Genomic DNA, 22021 nt, shown 5'->3' on the forward strand with positions numbered 1-22021 from the left:
GCCTCGGCACGCCCCGGCAAAGGGTCAGGACGTGAAGGTGTCGCTGGTGGCCGGGCGGCCGACGCCGTACCAGTCGAGCTTGCGGGTCAGCACCATCACGCAGCCCAGCACGCCGAATACCAGCAGCGAGCCCATCAGCAGTGCGTAGTCCTCGGCGCTGAGCAGGCCGTAGAGCAGCCCGTACAGGGCAGCCAGCAGACCGCCGAAGGCCGCCCCGCGCAACCAGCTGCGCAGCACGCTGCTGACGTAGAAGGTGTTCAGCGCCACGCAGCCCAGGGCGGACAGGCCGTAGGCGACGGCGAAACCCAGGTGCTCGGAGAGCGACAGCAACAGCAGGTAGAACAGCGCCATGGACAGGCCCACCAGGGCGTACTGCACCGGGTGCACGGCCATGCGTTTGAGCACTTCGAACAGGAAGAACACGGCGAAGGTCAGGCTGATGAACAGCAGCGCGTACTTGATCGCCCGATCGGCCTTGAGGTACTGGTCCACCGGGTCGATGAAGCTGACCCCGAGCGCCCGGCTCTGCATGGCGGCGCAGGAGCCGCTGACGCAGCTGCTCAGGGCATCCTGCATATCGGTGGCGGAAAAGCTGGTCTGCCATTTGGCGGTGAAACCTTTTTCACTCACCTCCCGTTGGCTGGGCAGGAACTCGCCGATGAAGCTCGGGTGTGGCCAGTCCGAACGCAGGCTGACCTGGCTCTCGCGGCCAACCGGGGTGATGCTCAGTTGCTCGGTGCCCTGCAGCTTGAGGTCGAAGGCGAAGCGGTAGACCTGCTCATTGCGGGTATCGCGAGGCGGCAGCGCCACGTGTACGCCGCTGCCGAAGTTGTCGTCGCCGCTGCCCGGCTCGAAGCTCAGGCTGGCGCCATTGAGCTGCAGCTTGAGGTCGTTGCCGATGCCGCGCACATCACTGATGCCCACGGCGATAGAGGGCTCGCCGAACCAGTAGGCGTCGACGTCGCTGATGCCATAGTTGGCGGGCACCATGAACTCGCCGCTGACCTGGCTATCGCTGTGGTACAGGCGCGCCTGATAGATACCGCGATAACGCAACTCGGTACGCACGTCGCCATCGAGGCTGAAGCGCTCCGGAAGAAAGTACAGGCGACCCTGCTCGATGGACTCTTCCTGATAACGCTCGTCACTGTCCTTGCGGGTTTTCCAGGTCAGCACCTTCTTGCGGTACGGCACCACCATGATCGGCCCGGTGATCTGCTGGGCGTAGCTCGAGCTGCGGGCGATGTCGCGCAGCACCCCGTCTCGTGCGCCCTGGCGCTCGCCCACCAGGCCATCGATCAACAAGAGGGGAATCATCAACAGTATCAGCAGGGCGATGATGCCCAGTTTGAACAGCAGGCTTCGGTTCATGGCACAGCGCTCCGTGCAGTGGGGATGCACGCAGTCTGGCCACGCCCGGTGGAGGCAGCGTGGAGCGCGGATGGAAATTATGTGGGAGTTGCGGGAGGTCAGCGCGGCGGGCGGACCAATACGCTACTCGCCGCGCCTGATGCGTCGTTCATTCGCCGCGGATGTACTGTTCCAGGTGCTGGATCAGGTTTTCCTGCTGGCTGATGATGTCCTTGACCAGGTCGCCGATGGACAGCAGGCCAACCAGCCGCCCCTCACTGATCACCGGCAGGTGGCGCAGGCGCCCGGTGGTCATCAGCTCCATGCAGTGGCGGCTGTCTTCCTCGGGCGTCACGGTGATGACCTTGCTGGTCATGATCTCGCTGACCTTGAGGTTGGCCGGCGAGCGCTCCTGCACCGCCACCTTGCGCACGTAGTCGCGCTCGCTGACGATGCCCGCCAGGCGCTCGCCTTCGAGCACCACCAGGGCGCCAATGCCCTTCTCGGCCATCAGTTTCACCGCCGCGAACACGCTGCTGTCTGGGGTGACGCTGTATACGTTGGATATGGGCTTGCTCTTGAGCACGTCAGCCACGGTCTTTTTCATGCGCGTTCTTCCTGTTCCGGTAGATTGGCGAACGGCTTCAGAATAGCCAAAGTGCGGGCATCTGTACGCACCGGGCTCGCCACAAGTCGCCGCCAGCATGACCGAGGTCGCAGCTACGGCGCCTAAAACCTGTTCACGATCTTTCTGAGGATGCGCATGGGGCAGCTTCAAGGCAGAAGCGGCCGTTCGCCGATCCACTGTGGGAGCGCGCCATGCGCGCGAAAAATCGCGGGCATGGCCCGCTCCCACAGATAATCTCCAGTCCATCCTTCGGGAACGAACGGCCGCTCCCGCCACTTAACTGCCAAAATCGATGAGCCTGAGCTCAAAGATCATGATCAGGTTCTTAGCGCGGGAAGCGCAAGCATACCTCCACGCCACCCTCGACGTTGGCGATGCTTAGCGTTGCACCGTGCAGTTGCGCCACCTCCTGCACGAAATTCAGCCCCAGGCCGGTGCTCTTGCGCCCGGTGGCCGGCCGCGCGAGGGAGTAGAAGCGCTCGGTCAGACGCGCCAGGGCGTAATCGGGAATCGTCGGCCCCTGATTGAACAGCAGTAGCTGCACGGCCCCGTCATCGGTTGTGCAATCGAAGCGGATCTTCCCGCCGGGCGGTGTGAAATCCAGCGCGTTGTCGAGCAGGTTGCTCAGCGCCTGGCGCAGCAGGAAACGCTCGCCGAGCAGGGTCTGCGAGGCATCGACGCAGTTATCCACCTGCACCTGGCGCTGTTCGATGCGCGCCATCTGGGCGTGCAGCAGCTCGTCGATCATCGGCTGCAACGGCACGGCGACACGCTCTTCGAGACCCTGGCGCTGCTCGACCTGGGCCAGGTGCAGCAAACGCTCGATCAGATTCTGCACGCGCTCGCCTTCTTCGCCGATATTGGCCACGAAGCGCTGGCGCTGGGCTTCGGGCATCTCGCCTTCCAAAAGCTCGGCGGCGCCGCGGATTGCCGCCAGTGGGCTCTTCAGCTCATGGGTCAGGGTGTGCACGTAGCGCTCGACGTAGGCCTTGCCCTCCAGCTCGGTGCGCATGTGCTCCACCGCCTGAGCCAGTTGGCCGAGTTCGCCGCCGCGCACCTGGGGCAACTCGGCGCGCTGGCCCTCGCTGACCGCCTGTGCATAACGGGTCAAACGGCGCAGCGAGCCGCTCAGCCACCAGCTGAGCAGCCCGCCAACCAGCAGGCCCAGGCCGATCAGCCCGGCACCGAGCCAGCCCAGGCGCCGCTGCGAGCGCTCGATGTAAGGCTGCAACGTGCGGTTGGGCTTGGCCACCGACACCACGCCGAGAATCCGCTCGCCATCGACGATGGGCGCGGCCACGTACATCACGGAGGAGTCCGGGTCATTGGAGTCTTCACGGGTCGAGCGCACGCCATAACGGCCCTGCAGGGTCAGGTAGACGTCGTTCCAGCGCGAATAGTCCTGCCCCACCGCCAGGCCGCTGGAGTCGAGCAACACGATGCCATTGGCGTCGGTGACGTAGATGCGGTGGTTGACCTGGTTCTTCGCCACGCCCCAGATCTGCGCACCGGGCTGGCGCTGCCCGTAGGCCTTGAGCAACTCGGGCAACTGGCCCTGGGCGAGGCGGCCATCGCGCACGTCCTCGCGCAGCAGCACCGCCAACAGGTGCGCGGTATCGACCAGGGTCTCCTCGGTGGACTGGCGCACGCCGGGGCGAATCTCGTCCATCACCGTGCTCAGCACGAACCAGCCGGACAGCCCGACGAACAGGAAGTAGGCCAGAAAGATACGAACGCCGAGCGGCATCAGCAGGCCTCCTGAGCGGTGCGCATCGCTATTCGAGGCGCAGGCTGTAGCCCAGCCCGCGATGGGTCTGGATCGGCTCGGCGTGGGCCGCGACCTGGCGCAGCTTGGCGCGCAGGCTCTTGATGTGGCTGTCGATATTGCGCTCGTAGCCGGCATCGACCGGCACGCCTATGGCGTCGAGCAACTGCTCGCGGCTGAACACCCGCTCGGGCTGGCCGAGCAGGCATTGCAGCAACTGGAATTCGAGGCGGGTCAGGCTCAGGGGCTGGCCGTGGTAGGCGATGCGTACCCGCTCGCTGTCGAGATGAAACGGGCCTTCGCCGGGCCTGGCGACAGGCTCGCGGGGCGTCACGCGCTTGAGAATGGCCTTGACCCGCGCTGCCACTTCCCGCGGGCTGAAGGGTTTGACCACGTAATCATCGGCGCCGATCTCCAGCCCCACCACGCGGTCGATCTCGTCGTTGCGCGCGGTCAGGAACATCACCGGCACTTCGGAAAACCGTCGCAGCCGCTTGCAGGCCTCGAAGCCACTGATGTCGGGCAAGCCGACATCGAGAATCACCAGGTCGCAAACCTCGCGCTCCAGCAGTGCCAGCGCCTCGCCGCCGAGGGTCGACCAGCGGGTGACGAAGCCCTCGGCCTGCAAGGCGTAAACCAGGGTATCGGCGATTGCGGCTTCATCTTCGACGATCAGGATGGTCGCCATGGTTGGCAATCCTTGCGGCACGTGGGGTGCGGAGCCTGCGCGAGGCCGTGGCGAGCGTCAATAGCACGAGGCCTCACCACTCATGCCCAAATCAGGTGGATCATTCTGTGGATAAGCTTGGAGCGAAGTGCTGAAGGCCACTGAAGACGCGCCTTTCGGTCAACCGATCATTATTTGACCAGCGCTTTATTCACAGCTGAAAACGTGACAACCCGCTGTTATTAAAGGAATTCTGTCAAGACCCGTGGATATATCAGCACACTGGGGACAATACACAACTTGCGTGGAATACTTTGTGGATAACCTTTGCATGGTCGGCTGCAGGTCATGACAACCGGGCGCTCCAGCGCACTGATCATTTACTGAGCAATGATCAAAAGTGATGAAAATATTTGCGCGTTGAACGAAGGAGCGATGTCATCTACAAAAATCTCCGTCAAGGCAGATCGCTATACACAATAGCCGTGGAAGATTCTGTGGATAAGCCTGGTATCGAACCGTGGAGGCCACGTCATGCGTGGCATCTGGGCGCCTGATCAGTTATTGACCAGCCCCATTCAGAGATGCTCCAACCTACTGTATCGCTTGACTTTACCGACTTGTGCGGGCCTGTAATCCGGCTGCGGCAGCAGACCAGCATTCATACACAATGCCCGTGCATGAGCCTGTGGACAACCTGAAGATCATCCCTTGCAGGCCAATGGATTCAAGGACTGCAAGGGATCGTTCATTTATTGACCAGCTACTCTGCAGCGCTTATTCCACGCGAAAACGGCCGGTGTTACGCGACAGGGTTTCGCTGCCGCGACGCAGTTGCTCACTGGCGTCGCTGACCATGCGCGCGCCGTCCAGCAACTCGCTGGCCGCCTGATCGACCTGCTGAATATTGCCGCTCACCTCGTCGGCGGTAGCGGCCTGCTGCTCGGCAGCGGTGGCGATCTGCGCCAAGCGGTCACTGACGCGTTGCACCGACTCGACGATGCCGTCGAGATCCGCACTCATCGCCAGCACGTTACCCACATCGCCCTCGGCCTGCTGCATGGCCTGCTCCATCTCGGCCACGGACTGGCCCACCACCTTGTGCAGATCGCCAACGGTCTGGGCGATCTCCGCCGTGGAATTCTGGGTGCGTTGCGACAACGAGCGCACTTCATCGGCGACCACCGCGAAGCCACGGCCCTGCTCGCCGGCACGCGCCGCTTCGATGGCCGCATTGAGTGCCAGGAGGTTGGTCTGCTCGGCGATGCCCTTGATCACGTCGACCACCCGGGTGATCTGCTCGGTCTGCTGGCGCAGCTTCTGCAGGGTCTGTGCGCTGCCGGCCAGGCGCCCGCTGAGCTCACGCATGCTGGCGCTGGTGCGGGCACTGCGCTGGTTGCTCTGGTTGGCGATCTCGCGGGTCTGCCCGGCCTCCTGGGCGGCCTGCTCGCAGCTCTGCGCCACGCTCTGGGCGGTGGCGGCCATCTGCGTGGCAGCGGTGGCGATCTGGCTCATCTGCGCCTGCTGCTGTTCGACCGCGCTCAGCGAGCCCGCGGCCTGGCTTCCCAGACTACGCACGGTCTCATCGAGGCTCCGCCCTTCGCGGCCAACACCCTGCATGGAATCACGCAACTGGGCGACGGCGGTGTTCAGTGCGGTGGAGATCGCCGCCAGGTCGTCGGCGCCATGCACCTGCATGCACACCCGCAAATCGCCGTCACGCAGGCCCTCGGCGGCCTGGATGATGCCAGCGGTGCTGCGACGGATGGAGGCGTTGAGGCATAGCAGCAGGTACAGCGCCAGCAGGGTCAGTACGGCGAAAATCAACGTGGTGTGCAGCATGTCCTGGCGGGCATTGCCCTGATAGTCGCCGATGTTGGAATTGAACTGCTCGTACACCGCCTGGCGCAAGCCTGTGAGGTTCTCTTGCAACGCCTGGATCTGCTGCACGAACTGCGCGGGCTGCAGCACCATGGGGCTGGCCTCGAACATATCGCGGTCGACCTCGGCGAGAAACTTCTGCAGACCCTCTTCGACCTGAGCGTATGGCTGCTGCAGGCTTTGCAGAGCGCGCGGCGAAGCCTGCTGCAAAGCGGTGCGCGACTTGGCTATCTGTGCACCAGCCTGTTCCAGCGAACGGCGCAGGTCACGCACCGCCACCCGGTTCTGCAGGGTGAAATGCTGCGCCACCAGCGAACCATATCCCTGGCTGGCGAAGCTGCCCAGGTTCTCGGACAGGCGTGGCAGAGTCAGGGTCAGTTGCTCCATCATCAGGTAAGTGTCGAGGAAGGGATCGAGAATCAGACCGCTGTCGCTCGCGACCTGCTCACGCAGCACGCCGAGCTGCGAGAGTGTGCTCTGGTAACGCTCGAGTGCGTCGAGCAGTGCCATTTTACCCAACACCGCCAGGTCCAGCTCCGCCACCGAAGCCTGCAAGGCCTCGAGTTGCCGGCCGGTTTCCTCGCTGGGGATGAGTTTCACCTGCTCGGTCGCGGCCGCCAGGGCTTCGCCGAGCTTGCTGCTCCGCTCGCGCAGGAGCGCCTCGGCCGCCTTGTCGTTACCCTTCCAGCGCGCCAGCAACAGGCGTTGCTCGTGCAGTTCCTGCTCGACCGCGCCCAGCTCCTGCACGCCCTGCATGCCGTCTACCTTGCTGCGTAGCAACTCGATGCGCTCGAGGTTGCCGCTCATCATCACCCAGAGCGCATAGCCCAGGGGAACGACGAACAGCACGAACAGCAGCTGGAACTTGCGGGCGAAGCTGACGCGCTCCAGCACCCGTATACCCGGTTTGAGCAATCCCCACATACATCACCTCGGAACGCGCCACGGTCCCAAAACGCCGTGGCAATGTGCCATTTCGAGGCAAGAATCACACCGGACTGCGTGAAACGGCAGCGCAGTCTCGGCAAATCAGCAGTTGGGCCGCTCGGCGGTATAGCGATTAGAGGGATCGATGGCCGCATCCAACTTGCGGATAGCGCTGGCGCCGATCAGCAATGGGTAGTCGAAGTGACTGCGGTCGGTGAGGTTGACCTCGATGTTACGCAGCTCCTCACCCAGGCAGATGTCCATGTTGACCACCGGGCGCGCGGAATAGGACGGTTTGGCGGAGCTGCCCTCCTCGGCGCGATTCTTGATCTCGGTGACCCGCGCCAGGGGTTTCTCGAAAACCTGATCGTCGGCATCGTCGACGGCCAGGCGGAAACGCACCCAGTCCTCGCCATCACGCTCGAACTGCTCGATGTCACGGGCCGACAGCGAAGCGGTCATGGCGCCGGTGTCCATCTTGGCCTTGAGGGTCTGGCCGAGCTGGGGCAATTGAATGTATTCGTAGCGACCGTAGAGAGTCGGCTGATTGGCCATCGCCGGCAGGGTAATGGCAGCGGCCAGCAAGGCTAGAACGGTTTTCACGCCTGAAAGTCCTCGTGTGAAATGGAGAACATTGGGACTGGGGCAGGCGTGAATGGTTCTGGAAAACTGCCGGAGCGATGCGTGCTCGAAGCGGCGCCTGGGCGGCCGCGTTGTGGCGGGAGCGGACATCGGCGGGGTATTTGTGGGAGCGGCGAACGGCAGCTTCTGCCTTGAAGCAACCCCGGCCTTCTCGCTACAACACCTGCCGCAAGAACGCCTGGGCCCGGGCATCCTTCGGTTGGGCGAAGAACTCGGCAGGCGGCGCGTCTTCCAGCAGCTTGCCGTGATCGAAGAACAATACGCGATCGGCCACTTCGCGAGCGAAGCCCATCTCGTGGGTAACGCAGACCATGGTCATGCCTTCGAGCGCCAATTGCTTCATCACGTCGAGCACTTCGCCGACCATTTCCGGGTCGAGGGCCGAGGTAGGCTCGTCGAACAGCATCACCTTGGGGTCCATGCACAGGGCGCGGGCGATGGCCACGCGCTGCTGCTGGCCGCCGGAGAGGCGCGACGGAAACTCACCGGCCTTCTGGCCGATGCCCACCTTGTCGAGGAGCGCCCGGGCCTTGGCTTCACGCTCGGCCTTGCCGCGCTTGCGCACGACCTTCTGCGCCAGGCACAGATTCTCCAGCACGGTCATGTGCGGGAACAGGTTGAAATGCTGAAACACCATGCCGACTTCACGACGGTAGGCATTGATGTCGGTCTTCGGGTTGGCGAGATCGAGGCCATCGATGCTGACCGAACCTTCGTCCAGCTCTTCCAGGCCGTTGAGGCAGCGCAGGAAGGTCGACTTACCGGAGCCGGACGGGCCGATCACCACCAGTACCTCGCCGCGTGCCACCTGGGTGGTCACGCCGTCGACGGCGCGCACCTGCTGGCCGCGGGCGTCGAACACCTTGATCAGATCACGGACTTCAATCACTTTGCGCGAGCCTCCGTTCCAGGCGGTTGGCGATCTGCGACAGCGGCAGGTTGATCACCAGGTAAAGGGCCGCGACACAGAACCAGATCTCGAACGTGGAGAACGAGGTGGTGATGGCTTCGCGGCCGCTCTTGGTCAGCTCGGTGATGGCGATCACCGAGACCAGCGAGGTGTCCTTGACCAGGCTGATGAACTGCCCGGCCAGCGGCGGCAGCACGCGCTTGAACGCTTGCGGCAGGATCACGTGGCGCATCGACTGCGCGGCGCTCAGGCCAAGTGATCGGGCCGCTTCATCCTGGCCGCGAACGATGGACTGCACACCGGCACGGACGATCTCGCCGACATAGGCGCCGGTGAACAACGCCAGCGCTGCCACGCCGGCGAACTCGCGGGACAGGTTAAGCACCGTGCCGATGAAGAAGTAAAAGATGAAGATCTGCACCAGCAGCGGCGTGCCGCGCACCAGCTCGACGTAGACGGTCGACAGATGACGCAGCGTCGGGTTGGCCGAGAGCCGGCACAGACCGGTGACCAGACCGATCAGCAAGCCGAACACCCCCGCCGCCACGGAAATCCACAGCGTGGTCCAGAGCCCCCAGAGCAGCGGCCCGGCGGCCCAATGCCGGTTGACGCCAATGATATCGCCCTCGGCAACATCGTCGCCTTCGCTCAGTTGCAGACTGTCGCCGGCCACGCTGAGCTGCTGCTGTTCGCCGCTTTCACCGAGCAGGGTGACCAGGGCGTCGCTGCCCTCACGGCTGATGCTCTCGACACGGCCATAGTCGGCCGCCCGTTGCGCTTCTTCGGCATGGTAGGCGAAGTACTGGGGAACGCGGTTCCAGCGCCATTCGTAAGAGATCAGCGAGGTGGAATACCAGATTGCCAGGATACCCAGGACCAGGATCAGCCCGGTCAGCAGGTGCCAGGGCCACTGGGCTTTCTTCTGTTTAGCCACGGTGAGTGTCTACCCGTTGAGTTGCCAACATGACAGCGCGCGGACTAGCCGCGCGCCGGGTGTAGCGAAATACAGCGCTGGCGCGCTTATTCCATGTCTTTCAGCCAGTTAGTGCTCTTGAACCACTTGGCATGGATCCGATCGTAGGTGCCGTCTTCGCGGATCTGGTGCAGCCAGTTGTTGATCCAGTTGATGCTGTCGTAGTCACCCTTCTTCAGGCCGAAGGCCAGGGGCTCGAAGGTGAACGGCTCGTCGAGGAACACCAGCTTGCCGGCGCCGGCCTTGTTCACCGCCACGACGTTGTACGGCGCGTCGTAGATGAAGGCGTCGGCCTTGCCGTTGACCACGTCCATGACCGCTTCCTGCTCGTTGTCGAAACCGCTGTACTTGGCCTGGGCGATCAGCTTCTTGGCGACCATCTCGCCAGTGGTGCCGATTTTCGAGGTGATGCGGTAGTCGCCGCTGTTCAGATCCTTGTAGCTCTTGACCTTGTCAGCCAGCTCCTTGCGGATCAGCAGGGTCTGGCCGACCACGATGAAGGGCTCGGAGAAATTGATGCGCAGGTTGCGCTCCTGGGTCAGGGTCATGCCCGAGCCGATCATGTCGAACTTGTCGGTCAGCAGGGCCGGGATGATGCCGTCATAGGATGTGGAGACCAGCTCCAGCTTGACGCCCATGGCCTTGGTCATCGCCTTGAGCAGGTCGACTTCGAAGCCGATGATCTCACCACGCTTGTTGGTCATCTCGAAGGGCATGTAGGTCGGGTCCATGCCCACGCGCAGGGTCCCGCGCTTGACCGCGTCGTCGATGACGCCAGCCTGGGCGAAGCCGGTGAAGGCGCAGACGGATAACAGCAGTGAGGCGACAAGCTTTTTCATTCTTGCTCCTGAAAGGCAAACGATTATGGGGCCGGCTCAGGCTCGTGCACCGGCACGGTGCGAGCGGCTGGCCCTTCGATAAGGCGGCGCGGCATGCTAACCGTGATCGCCGCCGATGGCGAGAGATACGCGCCGGATCAGCGACAAACAGCAGCGTAGAGCCACCTGCGGGAAGGCAAGAAGCAGGCCAGTGAGCGGCCTCGATCAGGTTTCCAGCAAAAAGGTCACCGGCCCGTCATTGACCAGGTGTACCTGCATGTCGGCGCCGAAGCGCCCGCTGGCGACCTGCGGGTGTTGCGCACGTGCCTGTTCGAGCAGGTGGTCGAACAGCGCTTCGCCCAGGGCGGGCGGCGCGGCAGTGGAGAAGCCGGGGCGCAGGCCGCTGCGGGTATCGGCGGCCAGGGTGAACTGGGAAACCAGCAACAGCCCGCCGCCAATGTCCTTGAGTGACAGGTTCATCTTGCCGGCCGCGTCGCTGAACACCCGGTAATTGAGCAGCTTGTGCAGCAGCTTGGCGCAGCTGGCCTGGTTGTCCTGCGGCTCGACGCCAACCAAGACCAGCAGGCCCTGATCGATGGCGCCCACGGTCTCGCCGGCGATATCCACACGGGCGCTGGAAACGCGCTGCAGCAGTGCCTTCACGCTTCGTCCGGCGCCAGGTCGAGCAGGCGGTGGGCGATCTCGTCGGCGGCGCGCACCAAGGCATCGGCGATACCCGGCTCGGCGGCGGAATGGCCCGCCTCGCGAATGATCTGCAGCTCACTGTTGGGCCAGGCCTGATGCAGTGCCCAGGCGTTGTCCAACGGGCAGATGGCGTCATAACGGCCGTGCACGATGATGCCCGGCAGGTGAGCGATCTTCGGCATGTCACGCAGCAGTTGGTTAGGCTCCAGGAACGCGTCGTTGACGAAGTAGTGGCACTCGATACGGGCGATCGACAGCGCGCGCAGGCTCTCGGCGAACCGCTCGACCACCTGCGGGTTGGGGCGCAGGGTGGCGGTGCGTCCTTCCCAGCACGACCACGCCTTGGCGGCATGCATCTGGGCGATCTGGTCGGGGCCGGTCAGGCGCTTGTGGAACGCCTGCATGAGGTCGCCCTGCTCCTCGGCCGGGATCGGCGCCAGGTAATCCTGCCAGTAATCGGGGAACAGCCGGCTGGCCCCCTCCTGGTAGAACCATTTGAACTCCTGGGGGCGGCACAGAAAGATGCCGCGCAGGATCAGCGCCTGCACGCGGTCCGGATGCTTCTGGGCATAGGCCAGCGACAGGGTCGAGCCCCAGGAGCCGCCGAACAGCACCCACTTGTCGATGCCCAGGTGCTCGCGGATGCGCTCCATGTCGGCGACCAGGTCCCAGGTGGTGTTGTTTTCCAGGCTGGCATGGGGCGTGGAGCGGCCGCAGCCGCGCTGGTCGAAGGTGACGATGCGGTACAGGTTCGGGTCGAAATAGCGGCGGCTCGCCGCATCGCAACCGGCGCCGGGGCCGCCGTGCACGAACAGCACCGGCAGACCATCCGCCGAGCCGCTCTCGTCCACATAGAGAACGTGCGGGGCGTCTACCGCCAGCTCGTGACGGGCGTACGGTTTGATCTCCGGATACAGCGTCTGCATAGTGCCCTCCTGCGGAAGAATTGAGATAGGCTCGGGCCGCTCGCGCGTCGCGGGCTACTGCGCTCGTTTGGGCATCATAACCATGAAAAGGAAATTCGGCATGTCGATACGGAAATTTGCCACGCCCCTGCTGCTGCTCGCCGGGCTGCTAAGCGGCTGCGGCGCCAAGGACGACCCGCAGGCCAGGCTGGAAGCCGCTGTGCAGCAATTGCAGGACAACATCGAAGGGAAGAAGACAGCGGCGGTGCTCGACCAGCTGCACGGTGAATTCCGCGCCCAGCAGACCAATGACCGGGACTGGGCCAGGCGCACCATGACCCTGCTGTTTCTGCGCCACAACACCGTCAAGGTGCTGGCCCTGAACAACAACAGCCGCGTGGACCCGACCTATCGCGACAAGGGTTACACGGATGCGCAGGTGGCCCTGACCGGTGCAGAAGGGCTGATTCCCGATAGCGCCCGGCACTACGCGGTAAAACTGGAGTGGTGGCAGGACGACGACGAGTGGAAACTCGCGCGGCTGCAATGGCAGTAAGTGCGAGCGACGGCGGAGGGCGGATCGAGCCAGGCTGAATCCGCCCTCGAGGGCTGCCTTACCTGGCGGGCTTGACGCCGTCGCGCCAGATCAATTCGCGGGTGTCGTAGCCTTGGGCGCGTGCCACGGACAGCAGCTCGTCACGCACTTCGTTGGAAATGGTCGGCGTGCGCGACAGCAGCCACAGGTATTTGCGGTTCGGGTGGCCGACCAGGGCGGTCTGGTAGTCGTCATCCAGATCCAGCACCCAGTACTCGCCCTTGCCCACGCCGGGCAGCAGGCGGCTGAACCAGTTGTCGAAGGTTACCCACAGCTTGTCGGTCTTGCCCTCCACCTGCGGCACGGCGCGACCCTCGACCTGGGTCCACTGCCCATCGGCCTCACGGCAACGGTTGGTCACCGACACGCTGCCGTCATCCAGCAGGCCGTAATGGGCCTCGGACTCCACGCAATTGCGCTGGAAGAACATCGGCAGGCGCGCCACCTCGTACCAGGTGCCCTGGTAACGCTCGAAGTCGACGGAATCGACCGTCTTGGGCGGCGCCTCGCCAGTACCGGAGTTGGCACAGCCGACCAGCAACAGGGCGCCCAGCGCCATCACACCCAGGGTAAGTTTGTTCATCACTTCAATCCTTTTGCAGAAAACATCATCACCTTGTCACCGGCGTACTGGACGCTGATGAAACTCACCTGATCGCCCCAGGTGCAACTGGACATGCCCAGTGCGCCGGAGCATTCGCTCGGCTTACCCAGCAGATCCTCCACCTCGGCCTTGTTCATGCCGGAATAGAGCTTGGCATAGGTTTCCTGGTTGACCTTGCCGCAGGCGGCCAGCATGACGCAGCCCGCCAGCAATGCGAGAAAGCGCAGGCGCATGGGATATCTCCGTGGTCGATGAGTGGCGGATGCCGGTTCGACGTCAGAAGCGCGAGCCCGGTTCCGCGAGAAAGCGCAACTCGTCCGCGGTGCTGACGCGCCCGAGAATTTCGTTGCGATGGGGGAAACGCCCGAAGCGCTGGATGACCTGCTGGTGTCGCACGGCGTAATCGAGAAAGCCGGCGAACAGCTCACGCTCGACATCGCCAGCGCCTTCGGCCAGCTCGCCGAACAGCTGCACGGCACGGGCTTGCTGAAGCGGATTCTCGGCGTGCTCCAGCACCAAGTAGATGAATACCCGATGCAGGGGCGACAGCGCCCGATCCCAACCCAGGGTGATGCCTTCTTCGACCAGTTCGCGCGCGCTTGCATCGCCGGCAAAGGCCAGCGGCGTGTCGCGGTGGATCATGCGCGGCAGTTGGTCGAGCAGCAGCACATGGGCCAGCCAACCACGCGGGTCCGCCGACCAGCCCTGCAGCTCGCCAGCCAGCGCCTGCTCGACCAGCACGCCAAAGCGCTTGCCGGCTTCGGCATCCTGCTCGTCGCGCTTGCCGAACCACAGTTTGTGCTTCTCGGCCGCGCTCTGCGCAGCTGCGCCCGCGAGGCCGAACCACCAATCGAGCAACGGCTGCCAGGGCGCCATGGGTCAGGCCTTGTGGTAGCCGGTGACGCGCTCGACCTCTTCCTTGGAACCGAGGAAGACCGGCACACGCTGGTGCAGAGAGTCGGGCTGGATGTCGAGGATGCGCTGCACGCCGTCGGTGGCGGCACCACCGGCCTGCTCGATGATGAACGACATCGGATTGGCTTCGTACATCAGGCGCAGCTTGCCGGCCTTGTCCGGCTCACGGCTGTCACGCGGGTACATGAACAGGCCGCCGCGGGTCAGGATGCGGTGCACGTCGGCAACCATCGAGGCGATCCAGCGCATGTTGTAGTTCTTGCCCAGCGGGCCTTCCTTGCCGGCCAGCAGCTCGTCCACGTAGCGTTTGACCGGGGCTTCCCAGTGGCGCTGGTTGGACATGTTGATGGCGAACTCGGCGGTGCTTTCCGGCACGCTGATGTTGTCGTGGGTGAGCACGAAGCTGCCCAGCTCGCGGTCCAGGGTGAAGCCCTTGACGCCGTTGCCCAGGGTCAGGATCAGCATGGTCTGCGGGCCGTAGATGGCGTAACCGGCGGCGACCTGCTGGGTGCCCGGCTGCTGGAAGGCCTTTTCGTTGAGGCTTTCGTTCTGGCTCAGGTATTCGCTGGGGCAGCGCAACACCGAGAAGATGGTACCGACCGAGACGTTGACGTCGATGTTCGAGGAGCCGTCCAGCGGGTCGAATACCAGCAGGTAGGCACCCTTGGGGTACTTGCCGGGGATCTGGTAGGCGTTGTCCATTTCCTCGGAGGCCATGCCGGCCAGGTGACCGCCCCACTCGTTGGCTTCGAGCAGGATGTCGTTGGAGATCACGTCGAGCTTCTTCTGCACTTCACCCTGCACGTTCTCGGTGCCCATGCTGCCGAGCACGCCGCCCAGGGCGCCCTTGGAAACGGCATGGCTGATCTCCTTGCATGCACGCGCCACCACTTCGATCAGGAAGCGCAGATCGGCCGGGGTGTTTTGACTACGGGTCTGCTCGATGAGGTAACGACTCAGGGTAACGCGGGACATGAAGGACTCCGGGAAGGAAGGTAATCGAAAGGAGTTTAACCCTTTCCAGGAACGGGTGCCTCAGCCGCAGCGCCGTTAACGCGCGGCAGCAGGCTGCACACACGGTTACGTCCGCGACGTTTGGCTTCGTACAAGGCGGCATCGGCAGCCTGCAGCAACTCGTCGAGCGCCTTGCCCTGCTCGGGCCAGAGCGAAAGGCCAGCCGAGAGGGTCACGTGGCGCACGCCACTGCGGGTTTCGATCGGTTTTTGCGCCAGCCCCTGGCAGATGGCCTCGAGGCGTTTGGTCGCTTCGCGGGCATCGGCACCGGGGAGGATGAGCAGGAACTCTTCGCCGCCGATACGAAAGACCGTATCGGAACTGCGCAAGTTCACCAGCAGATACTGGGCCACGCTCTTGAGTACGTCGTCGCCATCCAGGTGCCCGTACTCGTCGTTGAGCCGTTTGAAGTGATCGAGGTCGATCAGCGCCAGCGCCAGCGGCGACTTCTCGCGCCGCGAACGTGCCAGTTCGCGACCGAACAGTTCGTTCAGGTAGCGGCGGTTGTACAGCCCGGTCAGCGGGTCGCAGAGTGCCTGTTCGCGCAGCTGCTCGTGCAGGCTGGTGATGGTACGCAGGCGCTCCTCGCTCAGCGCCAGCGCTTCGGCGAGCTTGAGCTTGGCGATCTGCCGCTGGGTGACGTCGCGCAGGTAGAGCAATTGGCCCAGCACCAAGATGCCGTGGCGAGTCAGCCGCTCGATGGGGCGCATGCGCACTTCGAAATAATGGTCGGCGTCGCTCTGGATCAACAGCGGCTCATGCAGCTCGCCCCGCTCGACCAGTTGCACCTGCAGGTCGCTGCCGAAGCCCGGCCACTCCTGCAGCCTGCGCCCCTGCCAATCGGGGTCGAGCCCGCCGAGCTTGAGGGCCGCCTGGTTGGCCTCGATCACCCGCCACTGAGTATCGACCATCATTACTGGATCGGGCAGTGCTTCGAGCAACAGGTGGCGGGCGACCGGCACCATGTCGAAAAGCCGCACGCCGAGGATCAGCCAGGAAAAGGCCGCCAGGGTGAAGACGAAACTGAACGGCGTCGGATCGACGCCAAATACCACGAAGCCGAAACCGACATAGGCGATGTTGGCCGACCAGGGCACTGCCGTGACCAGCACGAACGCCAGGTAATGACGCCGGTGCACGCCATGGCTGATCAAGGCTGCGCGCAGCACCACGCCCAGGCTGAAGCTCATGAACAGGTAGACGTACACCGCCGTGGCGTAGAACAGCGGGCCATGGTCGTAACGAATCGGCGCCCCTGGCTCGTCCGACACCGGCCCCGTGGCGGCGCCATAGAACAGGCCGTGCCAGGGGTTGCTCAGCACCATCAGCCAGATCAGCAGCGGCATGAGGATCATGCCCAGCATCGAACGACCGCTCAGCGGCTTGCGTACGCTGCTCACGTATTGCCAGAGAAACACCGCCCAGAACGTCGGCACGCTGATGATGCCCGGCCACGACATGGTGGCCCAGAGCAACTTGCACTCGGGCGCCACGGAGGCGACTTCCAGGCCGGCCATGGCCATCCACCACATGCTCGCCAGGTGCATCAGAATAAAGGTGTCGCGCCCTGGGAAATCGCGCTGGTTGATCACCCAGCGGGCCAGCAGCACGCCGCCCACGCAGACCACCACGGTAAGCAGTACCGCGAAGTCCAGGCGCCAGGCGTTGACCAGGCACGAATTCATGCCGCCACCCTGCCCGCCTGGAAGCGAGAAAGGACCAGACGCGGCGCAGCGCAACGCGAGAGGGAGGCAAGCAAGGCGGACGCGTCCATTGCAACAGGCTCAGGAAATAGGCCAGGAGCGGTCACCTGGCAGCCTAGAGTCGACCCGCGCCGCGAGTCCAAGAAGGACGCGCACAGGTAGGGCAAGAATTTTCGCCGCTACGATACTGCAATTCATCACATTTTCAGCAGGTTTTTATTGCTCGTTCATTACTGCGGCAGGTGCAGGTGAACGCCAGCCGGCGGATAGCTGTTCACAATTTCCGCAACATCGCTATGATCGCGCGCCGCCAACCACGCGAAACCCTCCGAGATGAAAAGCAACCTGATCGCCGCCGCGGAAATAGACCGCCTCGATACCTGGGCGCGCTATAACGCCGACATGTGCCATAGCTGCATTTCCAGCTGCTGTCAGTTGCCGGTCGAGGTGCGCCTCAATGACCTGATCCGCATCGGCGTGGTCGATGAGTTCGAGCGCGGCGAACCGCCGCGCAACATCGCCAAACGCCTGCAGAAGGACGGGTTGGTCGAGCGCTTCAACCAGAAGTCCGGGATCTTCACCCTGACGCGCATGAGCAACAACGATTGCTACTACCTGGACCGCAAGACCCGGCTGTGCACCATCTACGACCGGCGCCCGGACACCTGCCGCAATCACCCCAGGATTGGCCCGCGCCCCGGCTATTGCGCCTGGCGGCCGAAATAGTCTGCAACGTCTGGTTACCCGCGGGCCTGAACACCTCGCTTCGCTGATCCCTCGAATCCTCCACACCGGCCCGCACCGCCACCCGGAGGATTCGCATGCGCTCCCGACTGTTCGCCAGCACCCTGTTCGTCGCCCTCGCCGCGGCACCGGCAGGCCCCGCCACGGCCGAAACCGCGCGACCTGACTGGCAGGAGCCGCTGCTCGAGCGCCTGCAGGCGACAGCGGCCAGGCAGGACGGCGAGCTCGGCGTGTACGTCAAGGACCTGCACAGCAATCTGGCGGTGACCCTGCAGGCCGAGCGGCTGTGGTACATGGCGTCCGGCATCAAGGTGCCCGTGGCCATCGCCGTATTGCGTGGCGTCGAACGCGGCGACTGGCAACTGGATACGCGCCTGCCGCTCGCCGCCAACGATTTCGTCGATGGCGCCGGCAGCACCAACCAGTATGGCCCCGGCGAGCGCCTGAGCGTGCGCTTTTTGCTCGAGCAGATGATCATCTACAGTGACAACACCGCCACCGACCGGCTGATTCGCCTGGTCGGCCTGGATGCCGTGAATGGCCTGGTACGCGAACTGGTGCCCGAGGGCTTCGAGCCGATCACCACGCTGGGCGACGTGCGCCGGCATATTTATGGCGAATTCCACCCAGGCGCTGCAAAACTGGGGGGTCGCGATCTGCTGCGCCTGCGCCAGGCACGTCAGGACGGCGAGCGCCTGAACCGCCTGGCCGAGCTGCTCGGCGTACCGCGCTCGGCTCTGGCACCGATCAGCCTGGGCAATGCCTACGCCGCCTACTACAGCAGCAACCTCAACGCTGCCACGCTCTCGGCCTATGGCGAGCTGCTCGAGCGCCTGGCCGAGGGCCAGGCGCTGGGCCAGGCGCAGACGGCCTACCTGCTGGAGGTGATGGGCCGAGTCAAGACCGGCAGCAAACGCATCATTGCCGGACTGCCGAAAAACACCCACTTCGCTCACAAGACCGGCACCCAGCGCGCACGCATCTGCGACTCGGGGCTGATCCGCACACCCGAACGCGGCGCTGCCGAGGCAGTGCTGGTCGTCGCCTGCGTGGAAGGTGAACTGTCGCTGGCCAAGGCCGAGCGCACCCTGCGCCAGGTTGGCGAAGCGCTGAGCGCATCGGGCGTACTGACCCGTGACGCACTCAACTGAGGGATTGGCCATGAAAACCCTGTTCGCAGGCATCGCCCTGCTCGGCTGCGCGGCGCTGTCGCTCTGGCTATGGGCAACGCCGCAGCGCGACGAGCGCTTCGAGGCGCTGGCCGAGCGGTTGCGCGAACTCGACGAGGCCTCCCCCGGCCAACTGGGCGTCTACCTGCTACGCCCTGCCGACGGCAGCGAGCTGAACCATCAGGCCGATCGCACCTGGTACCTGGCCTCGGCCACCAAGGCAGCGATCGCCATCGCCGTGCTGCAGGAAGTCGACGACGGCACGCTGCAGCTCGACCAGCCGATCACCCTGGAAGAGGGCGACCGGGTCGACGGCTCCGGCGGCCTGGTGTGGGAAGACGCCGGTGCTCGTTATAGCGTCAGCGAATTGCTGCGCGAGATGCTGCAGGAAAGCGACAATACCGCCGCCGACATGCTGATTCGCGCAGCCGGGATGCAGCGCATCAACGAGCGCATCGCGGCAGCCGCCGGCCGCGACTTCGGCAAGGTGACGCGCCTGCTCGAGGTACGCCGTGAGCTGTACGGACAGCTGCACCCCGACGCCCGCTCGCTGGAGAACCGCCGAATCGTCGAGATCGCCGCCGCGCCGCTCGGCCCGCAGCGCGTCGAAGCAGTGGCCAATGCGCTGAAGATGAAACCCGATCAGCTCGAGACCCGCGACCTCGACGAAGCCTACCAGCGCTACTACGAAACCGGCCTGAACAGCGCGACCCTGGTCGCCTACGGCCAGCTATTCGGCAAACTGGCCAACGGCGAGCTGCTGTCCGAAGCGAGTACCAGGCTGCTTTACGACATCATGGGCCTGGACAGCTACGAGGCCTATCGGCTGGAAGCCGGCCTGAGTGAGCAAGTGCCCTTCGTGCAGAAGACCGGCACCCAGCAGCACCGCGCCTGTCACATGGGCATCGCCAACCCGCAAGGTGAGGACGCCCTGGTGATCCTCGCCTGTGCCGAGGCACTCGATGAGGATGCCGAGGCCGGCAAGCTGTTCGAGGAGGTTGGCGAAGCGATTCAGGACCTGGTGCTCGATAGCGACAAAGCCGAAGCGGCCTGATCGCCCGATCAATTCGCGCCCATGAAAAAGCCCCCGCCGGCTCGCGCCGGCGGGGGCTTTCTAGTCAGCTAGAACCGGATCAGTTCTTGGCTTTCTTGGCAGCGCGGGTACGCTCGCCTTCGTCGAGGATCTTCTTGCGCAGACGAATCGACTTCGGCGTGACTTCACACAGCTCGTCGTCCTGGATGAATTCCAGAGCCTGTTCCAGGGTGAAGCGAACTGGCGGAACCAGGGCGATGGTTTCGTCCTTACCCGAGGCGCGCATGTTATCGAGCTTCTTGCCCTTGGTTGGGTTGACGCCCAGGTCGTTGTCGCGGCTGTTCAGGCCGATGATCTGACCGTTGTAGATTTCCTGGCCGTGCTCGACGAACAGCTTGCCGCGCGCCTGCAGGGTTTCCAGGGAGTAGGTCAGTGCCTTGCCGGTATCGATCGATACCAGTACGCCGTTCTGGCGACCGGACATGTGGCCCGACTTCATCACGTCGTAACGGTCGAAGATCGAGGTCAGGATGCCTGCACCGTTGGTCAGGGTCAGGAAGGCGTTACGGAAGCCGATCAGACCACGCGCCGGGATGTTGTATTCCAGGCGTACGCGACCTTTGCCGTCCGGCACCATGTTGCTCAGGTCGCCTTTACGCAGACCCATTTCTTCCATGACCTTGCCCTGGGATTCTTCCGGGATGTCGATGGTGACGTTTTCGTACGGCTCGTGCTTGGCACCGTCGACTTCACGGATGATCACTTCCGGACGACCAACGCCCATTTCGAAGCCTTCGCGGCGCATGTTCTCGATCAGAACCGACAGGTGCAGCTCACCACGGCCGGAGACCTTGAATTTGTCAGCCGAGTCGCCTTCTTCGACGCGCAGGGCAACGTTGTACAGCAGCTCCTTGTCCAGACGCTCCTTGATGTTACGGCTGGTGACGAACTTGCCTTCCTTACCGCAGAACGGCGAATCGTTGACCTGGAAGGTCATGGATACGGTCGGCTCGTCAACGGTCAGCGGGGTCATCGCTTCAACGTTGTTCTGGTCGCACAGGGTGTCGGAGATGAACAACTCGTCCATGCCGCTGACGCAGACGATGTCGCCGGCGGTGGCCTCTTCGACGTCCACACGGTGCAGGCCGTGGTGGCCCATCAGCTTGAGGATACGGCCGTTACGCTTCTTGCCTTCGGTATCGATGGCAGTGACCGGGGTGTTCGGCTTGACGCGACCACGGGCGATACGGCCAACACCGATGATGCCCAGGAAGCTGTTGTAGTCCAGTGCCGAGATCTGCATCTGGAACGGGCCGTCGATGTCGACGTTCGGCGCAGGCACGTGGTCGACGATGGCCTGATACAGCGGAGTCAGGTCTTCGGCCATGTCGGTGTGGTCGAGACCGGCGATGCCGTTCAGGGCCGAGGCGTAGACGACCTGGAAGTCCAATTGTTCTTCGGTGGCACCGAGGTTGTCGAACAGGTCGAAGATCTGGTCCATGACCCAATCCGGACGCGCGCCCGGACGGTCGATCTTGTTGATTACCACGATCGGACGCAGGCCGGCTTCGAAAGCCTTCTTGGTCACGAAGCGGGTTTGCGGCATCGGGCCGTCCTGGGCGTCGACGACCAGCAGTACGGAGTCGACCATCGACATCACGCGCTCTACTTCACCGCCGAAGTCGGCGTGGCCGGGGGTGTCGACGATGTTGATGCGGTAGTCGTTCCACTTGATGGCGGTGTTCTTGGCCAGAATGGTGATGCCGCGCTCTTTTTCCTGGTCGTTGCTGTCCATCACGCGCTCGTCGTTGAGCTCGCTGCGCTCCAGGGTGCCGGACTGACGCAGCAGGGCGTCGACCAGGGTGGTCTTGCCATGGTCAACGTGGGCGATGATGGCGATGTTGCGTAGATTCTCGATCACAGTAGTGGTCTCGTAGGTTGGGTCGGGCTACCCGGCAGTTGCTTCAAGAGCCCAACGCGAAAAATCGGGTTTAAGGGTAAAGGCAGTCTGTTAAGGCTGTGTGGCGGCAAACTCGCCGCCAATCGGGTCGGGAGGGCGATGGCGGATGCTGC

At 63.8% G+C, this 22021-nt stretch carries 21 protein-coding genes; 4 read left to right on the forward strand and 17 right to left on the reverse strand.

The genetic code is table 11. The features are described from left to right. Positions 1–24: 24 nt before the first annotated feature. From creD to pip, 11 genes are all read right to left on the reverse strand, one after another. Complete coding sequence (gene creD, locus BVH03_RS03210) at positions 25–1371, reverse strand: cell envelope integrity protein CreD (protein WP_075959867.1); 1347 nt, start codon at positions 1369–1371, stop codon at positions 25–27. Positions 1372–1519: 148 nt separating this feature from the next. Next, positions 1520–1957: a CBS domain-containing protein gene (locus BVH03_RS03215; protein ID WP_075959868.1), complete on the reverse strand. Its 438-nt coding sequence runs from the start codon at positions 1955–1957 to the stop codon at positions 1520–1522. 346 nt (positions 1958–2303) lie between these two features. Further along, entirely contained in the window at positions 2304–3725 is a 1422-nt protein-coding gene (creC, locus tag BVH03_RS03220; RefSeq protein WP_075959869.1) for a two-component system sensor histidine kinase CreC, read from the reverse strand. A gap of 28 nt (positions 3726–3753) precedes the next feature. Continuing rightward, on the reverse strand, positions 3754–4431 hold the full coding sequence (creB, locus tag BVH03_RS03225; RefSeq protein WP_075959870.1) for a two-component system response regulator CreB: 678 nt from the start codon (positions 4429–4431) through the stop codon (positions 3754–3756). Positions 4432–5187: 756 nt separating this feature from the next. After that, on the reverse strand, positions 5188–7215 hold the full coding sequence (locus BVH03_RS03230) for a methyl-accepting chemotaxis protein (protein WP_075959871.1): 2028 nt from the start codon (positions 7213–7215) through the stop codon (positions 5188–5190). A 105-nt stretch (positions 7216–7320) separates the two neighbouring features. Beyond that, the gene (locus tag BVH03_RS03235; protein WP_075959872.1) at positions 7321–7821 is read right to left on the reverse strand and encodes an ATP-dependent zinc protease; all 501 of its coding nucleotides are present in this window, start codon (positions 7819–7821) and stop codon (positions 7321–7323) included. A 193-nt stretch (positions 7822–8014) separates the two neighbouring features. Continuing rightward, positions 8015–8749: an amino acid ABC transporter ATP-binding protein gene (locus BVH03_RS03240; protein WP_075928803.1), complete on the reverse strand. Its 735-nt coding sequence runs from the start codon at positions 8747–8749 to the stop codon at positions 8015–8017. Then, entirely contained in the window at positions 8742–9704 is a 963-nt protein-coding gene (locus BVH03_RS03245) for an amino acid ABC transporter permease (protein WP_075959873.1), read from the reverse strand. Before BVH03_RS03245 ends, BVH03_RS03240 begins: the two co-directional genes overlap by 8 nt. Positions 9705–9790: 86 nt before the next feature. Further along, positions 9791–10582, reverse strand: coding sequence for a transporter substrate-binding domain-containing protein (locus BVH03_RS03250; protein WP_075959874.1), 792 nt, complete (start codon positions 10580–10582; stop codon positions 9791–9793). A 204-nt stretch (positions 10583–10786) separates the two neighbouring features. After that, positions 10787–11224, reverse strand: coding sequence for a D-aminoacyl-tRNA deacylase (gene dtd, locus BVH03_RS03255; RefSeq protein WP_075959875.1), 438 nt, complete (start codon positions 11222–11224; stop codon positions 10787–10789). Beyond that, positions 11221–12192: a prolyl aminopeptidase gene (pip, locus tag BVH03_RS03260; protein WP_075959876.1), complete on the reverse strand. Its 972-nt coding sequence runs from the start codon at positions 12190–12192 to the stop codon at positions 11221–11223. Before pip ends, dtd begins: the two co-directional genes overlap by 4 nt. 100 nt (positions 12193–12292) lie before the next feature. Between pip and BVH03_RS03265 the strand changes: the two genes are divergently transcribed. Then, a complete protein-coding gene (locus BVH03_RS03265; RefSeq protein ID WP_075959877.1) occupies positions 12293–12727 on the forward strand; it encodes a hypothetical protein in 435 nt (144 codons plus the stop codon). Positions 12728–12785: 58 nt separating this feature from the next. Here the strand turns inward: BVH03_RS03265 and BVH03_RS03270 are convergent, their stop codons facing one another. Genes BVH03_RS03270 through BVH03_RS03290 form a run of 5 tightly spaced genes read right to left on the reverse strand, consistent with a single transcriptional unit; the run spans position 12786 to position 16984 of the window. Continuing rightward, positions 12786–13349 carry a lipocalin family protein gene (locus tag BVH03_RS03270; protein ID WP_075959878.1) on the reverse strand — a complete coding sequence of 188 codons (564 nt, stop codon included), beginning with the start codon at positions 13347–13349 and terminating at the stop codon, positions 12786–12788. Then, complete coding sequence (locus BVH03_RS03275) at positions 13349–13603, reverse strand: hypothetical protein (protein ID WP_075959879.1); 255 nt, start codon at positions 13601–13603, stop codon at positions 13349–13351. Before BVH03_RS03275 ends, BVH03_RS03270 begins: the two co-directional genes overlap by 1 nt. Before the next feature lie 43 nt (positions 13604–13646). Beyond that, positions 13647–14246 carry a DUF924 family protein gene (locus BVH03_RS03280; RefSeq protein ID WP_075959880.1) on the reverse strand — a complete coding sequence of 200 codons (600 nt, stop codon included), beginning with the start codon at positions 14244–14246 and terminating at the stop codon, positions 13647–13649. Positions 14247–14249: 3 nt separating this feature from the next. Continuing rightward, positions 14250–15260, reverse strand: a complete 1011-nt coding sequence (locus BVH03_RS03285; RefSeq protein ID WP_075928794.1) for a class 1 fructose-bisphosphatase — start codon at positions 15258–15260, stop codon at positions 14250–14252. Positions 15261–15295: 35 nt separating this feature from the next. After that, on the reverse strand, positions 15296–16984 hold the full coding sequence (locus BVH03_RS03290) for a histidine kinase N-terminal 7TM domain-containing protein (RefSeq protein ID WP_075959881.1): 1689 nt from the start codon (positions 16982–16984) through the stop codon (positions 15296–15298). A 351-nt stretch (positions 16985–17335) separates the two neighbouring features. Between BVH03_RS03290 and BVH03_RS03295 the strand changes: the two genes are divergently transcribed. From BVH03_RS03295 to BVH03_RS03305, 3 genes are all read left to right on the forward strand, one after another. Then, complete coding sequence (locus tag BVH03_RS03295; RefSeq protein WP_075959882.1) at positions 17336–17728, forward strand: YkgJ family cysteine cluster protein; 393 nt, start codon at positions 17336–17338, stop codon at positions 17726–17728. 95 nt (positions 17729–17823) lie between these two features. Beyond that, complete coding sequence (locus BVH03_RS03300) at positions 17824–18897, forward strand: serine hydrolase (protein ID WP_075959883.1); 1074 nt, start codon at positions 17824–17826, stop codon at positions 18895–18897. Between the two features lie 10 nt (positions 18898–18907). Beyond that, the gene (locus BVH03_RS03305) at positions 18908–19969 is read left to right on the forward strand and encodes a serine hydrolase (protein WP_083639989.1); all 1062 of its coding nucleotides are present in this window, start codon (positions 18908–18910) and stop codon (positions 19967–19969) included. A 79-nt stretch (positions 19970–20048) separates the two neighbouring features. On the opposite strand, the gene typA is transcribed toward BVH03_RS03305, so the two are convergent. Beyond that, on the reverse strand, positions 20049–21869 hold the full coding sequence (gene typA, locus BVH03_RS03310) for a translational GTPase TypA (RefSeq protein WP_075959884.1): 1821 nt from the start codon (positions 21867–21869) through the stop codon (positions 20049–20051). Positions 21870–22021 lie beyond the last annotated feature (152 nt).

This window comes from Pseudomonas sp. PA15(2017), assembly GCF_001945395.1.
GTDB lineage: Bacteria > Pseudomonadota > Gammaproteobacteria > Pseudomonadales > Pseudomonadaceae > Aquipseudomonas.

Excerpts from the sequence above, each read along its gene's own strand:
- BVH03_RS03295 (WP_075959882.1), top strand. The coding sequence starts at position 17,336 with ATGAAAAGCAACCTGATCGCCGCCGCGGAAATAGACCGCCTCGATACC.
- BVH03_RS03290 (WP_075959881.1), bottom strand. The coding sequence starts at position 16,984 with ATGAATTCGTGCCTGGTCAACGCCTGGCGCCTGGACTTCGCGGTACTG.
- creC (WP_075959869.1), bottom strand. The coding sequence starts at position 3,725 with ATGCCGCTCGGCGTTCGTATCTTTCTGGCCTACTTCCTGTTCGTCGGG.
- creB (WP_075959870.1), bottom strand. The coding sequence starts at position 4,431 with ATGGCGACCATCCTGATCGTCGAAGATGAAGCCGCAATCGCCGATACC.
- BVH03_RS03305 (WP_083639989.1), top strand. The coding sequence starts at position 18,908 with ATGAAAACCCTGTTCGCAGGCATCGCCCTGCTCGGCTGCGCGGCGCTG.
- pip (WP_075959876.1), bottom strand. The coding sequence starts at position 12,192 with ATGCAGACGCTGTATCCGGAGATCAAACCGTACGCCCGTCACGAGCTG.
- creD (WP_075959867.1), bottom strand. The coding sequence starts at position 1,371 with ATGAACCGAAGCCTGCTGTTCAAACTGGGCATCATCGCCCTGCTGATA.
- BVH03_RS03300 (WP_075959883.1), top strand. The coding sequence starts at position 17,824 with ATGCGCTCCCGACTGTTCGCCAGCACCCTGTTCGTCGCCCTCGCCGCG.
- BVH03_RS03250 (WP_075959874.1), bottom strand. The coding sequence starts at position 10,582 with ATGAAAAAGCTTGTCGCCTCACTGCTGTTATCCGTCTGCGCCTTCACC.
- BVH03_RS03280 (WP_075959880.1), bottom strand. The coding sequence starts at position 14,246 with ATGGCGCCCTGGCAGCCGTTGCTCGATTGGTGGTTCGGCCTCGCGGGC.
- BVH03_RS03265 (WP_075959877.1), top strand. The coding sequence starts at position 12,293 with ATGTCGATACGGAAATTTGCCACGCCCCTGCTGCTGCTCGCCGGGCTG.
- BVH03_RS03215 (WP_075959868.1), bottom strand. The coding sequence starts at position 1,957 with ATGAAAAAGACCGTGGCTGACGTGCTCAAGAGCAAGCCCATATCCAAC.
- BVH03_RS03230 (WP_075959871.1), bottom strand. The coding sequence starts at position 7,215 with ATGTGGGGATTGCTCAAACCGGGTATACGGGTGCTGGAGCGCGTCAGC.
- BVH03_RS03275 (WP_075959879.1), bottom strand. The coding sequence starts at position 13,603 with ATGCGCCTGCGCTTTCTCGCATTGCTGGCGGGCTGCGTCATGCTGGCC.
- BVH03_RS03270 (WP_075959878.1), bottom strand. The coding sequence starts at position 13,349 with ATGAACAAACTTACCCTGGGTGTGATGGCGCTGGGCGCCCTGTTGCTG.
- BVH03_RS03285 (WP_075928794.1), bottom strand. The coding sequence starts at position 15,260 with ATGTCCCGCGTTACCCTGAGTCGTTACCTCATCGAGCAGACCCGTAGT.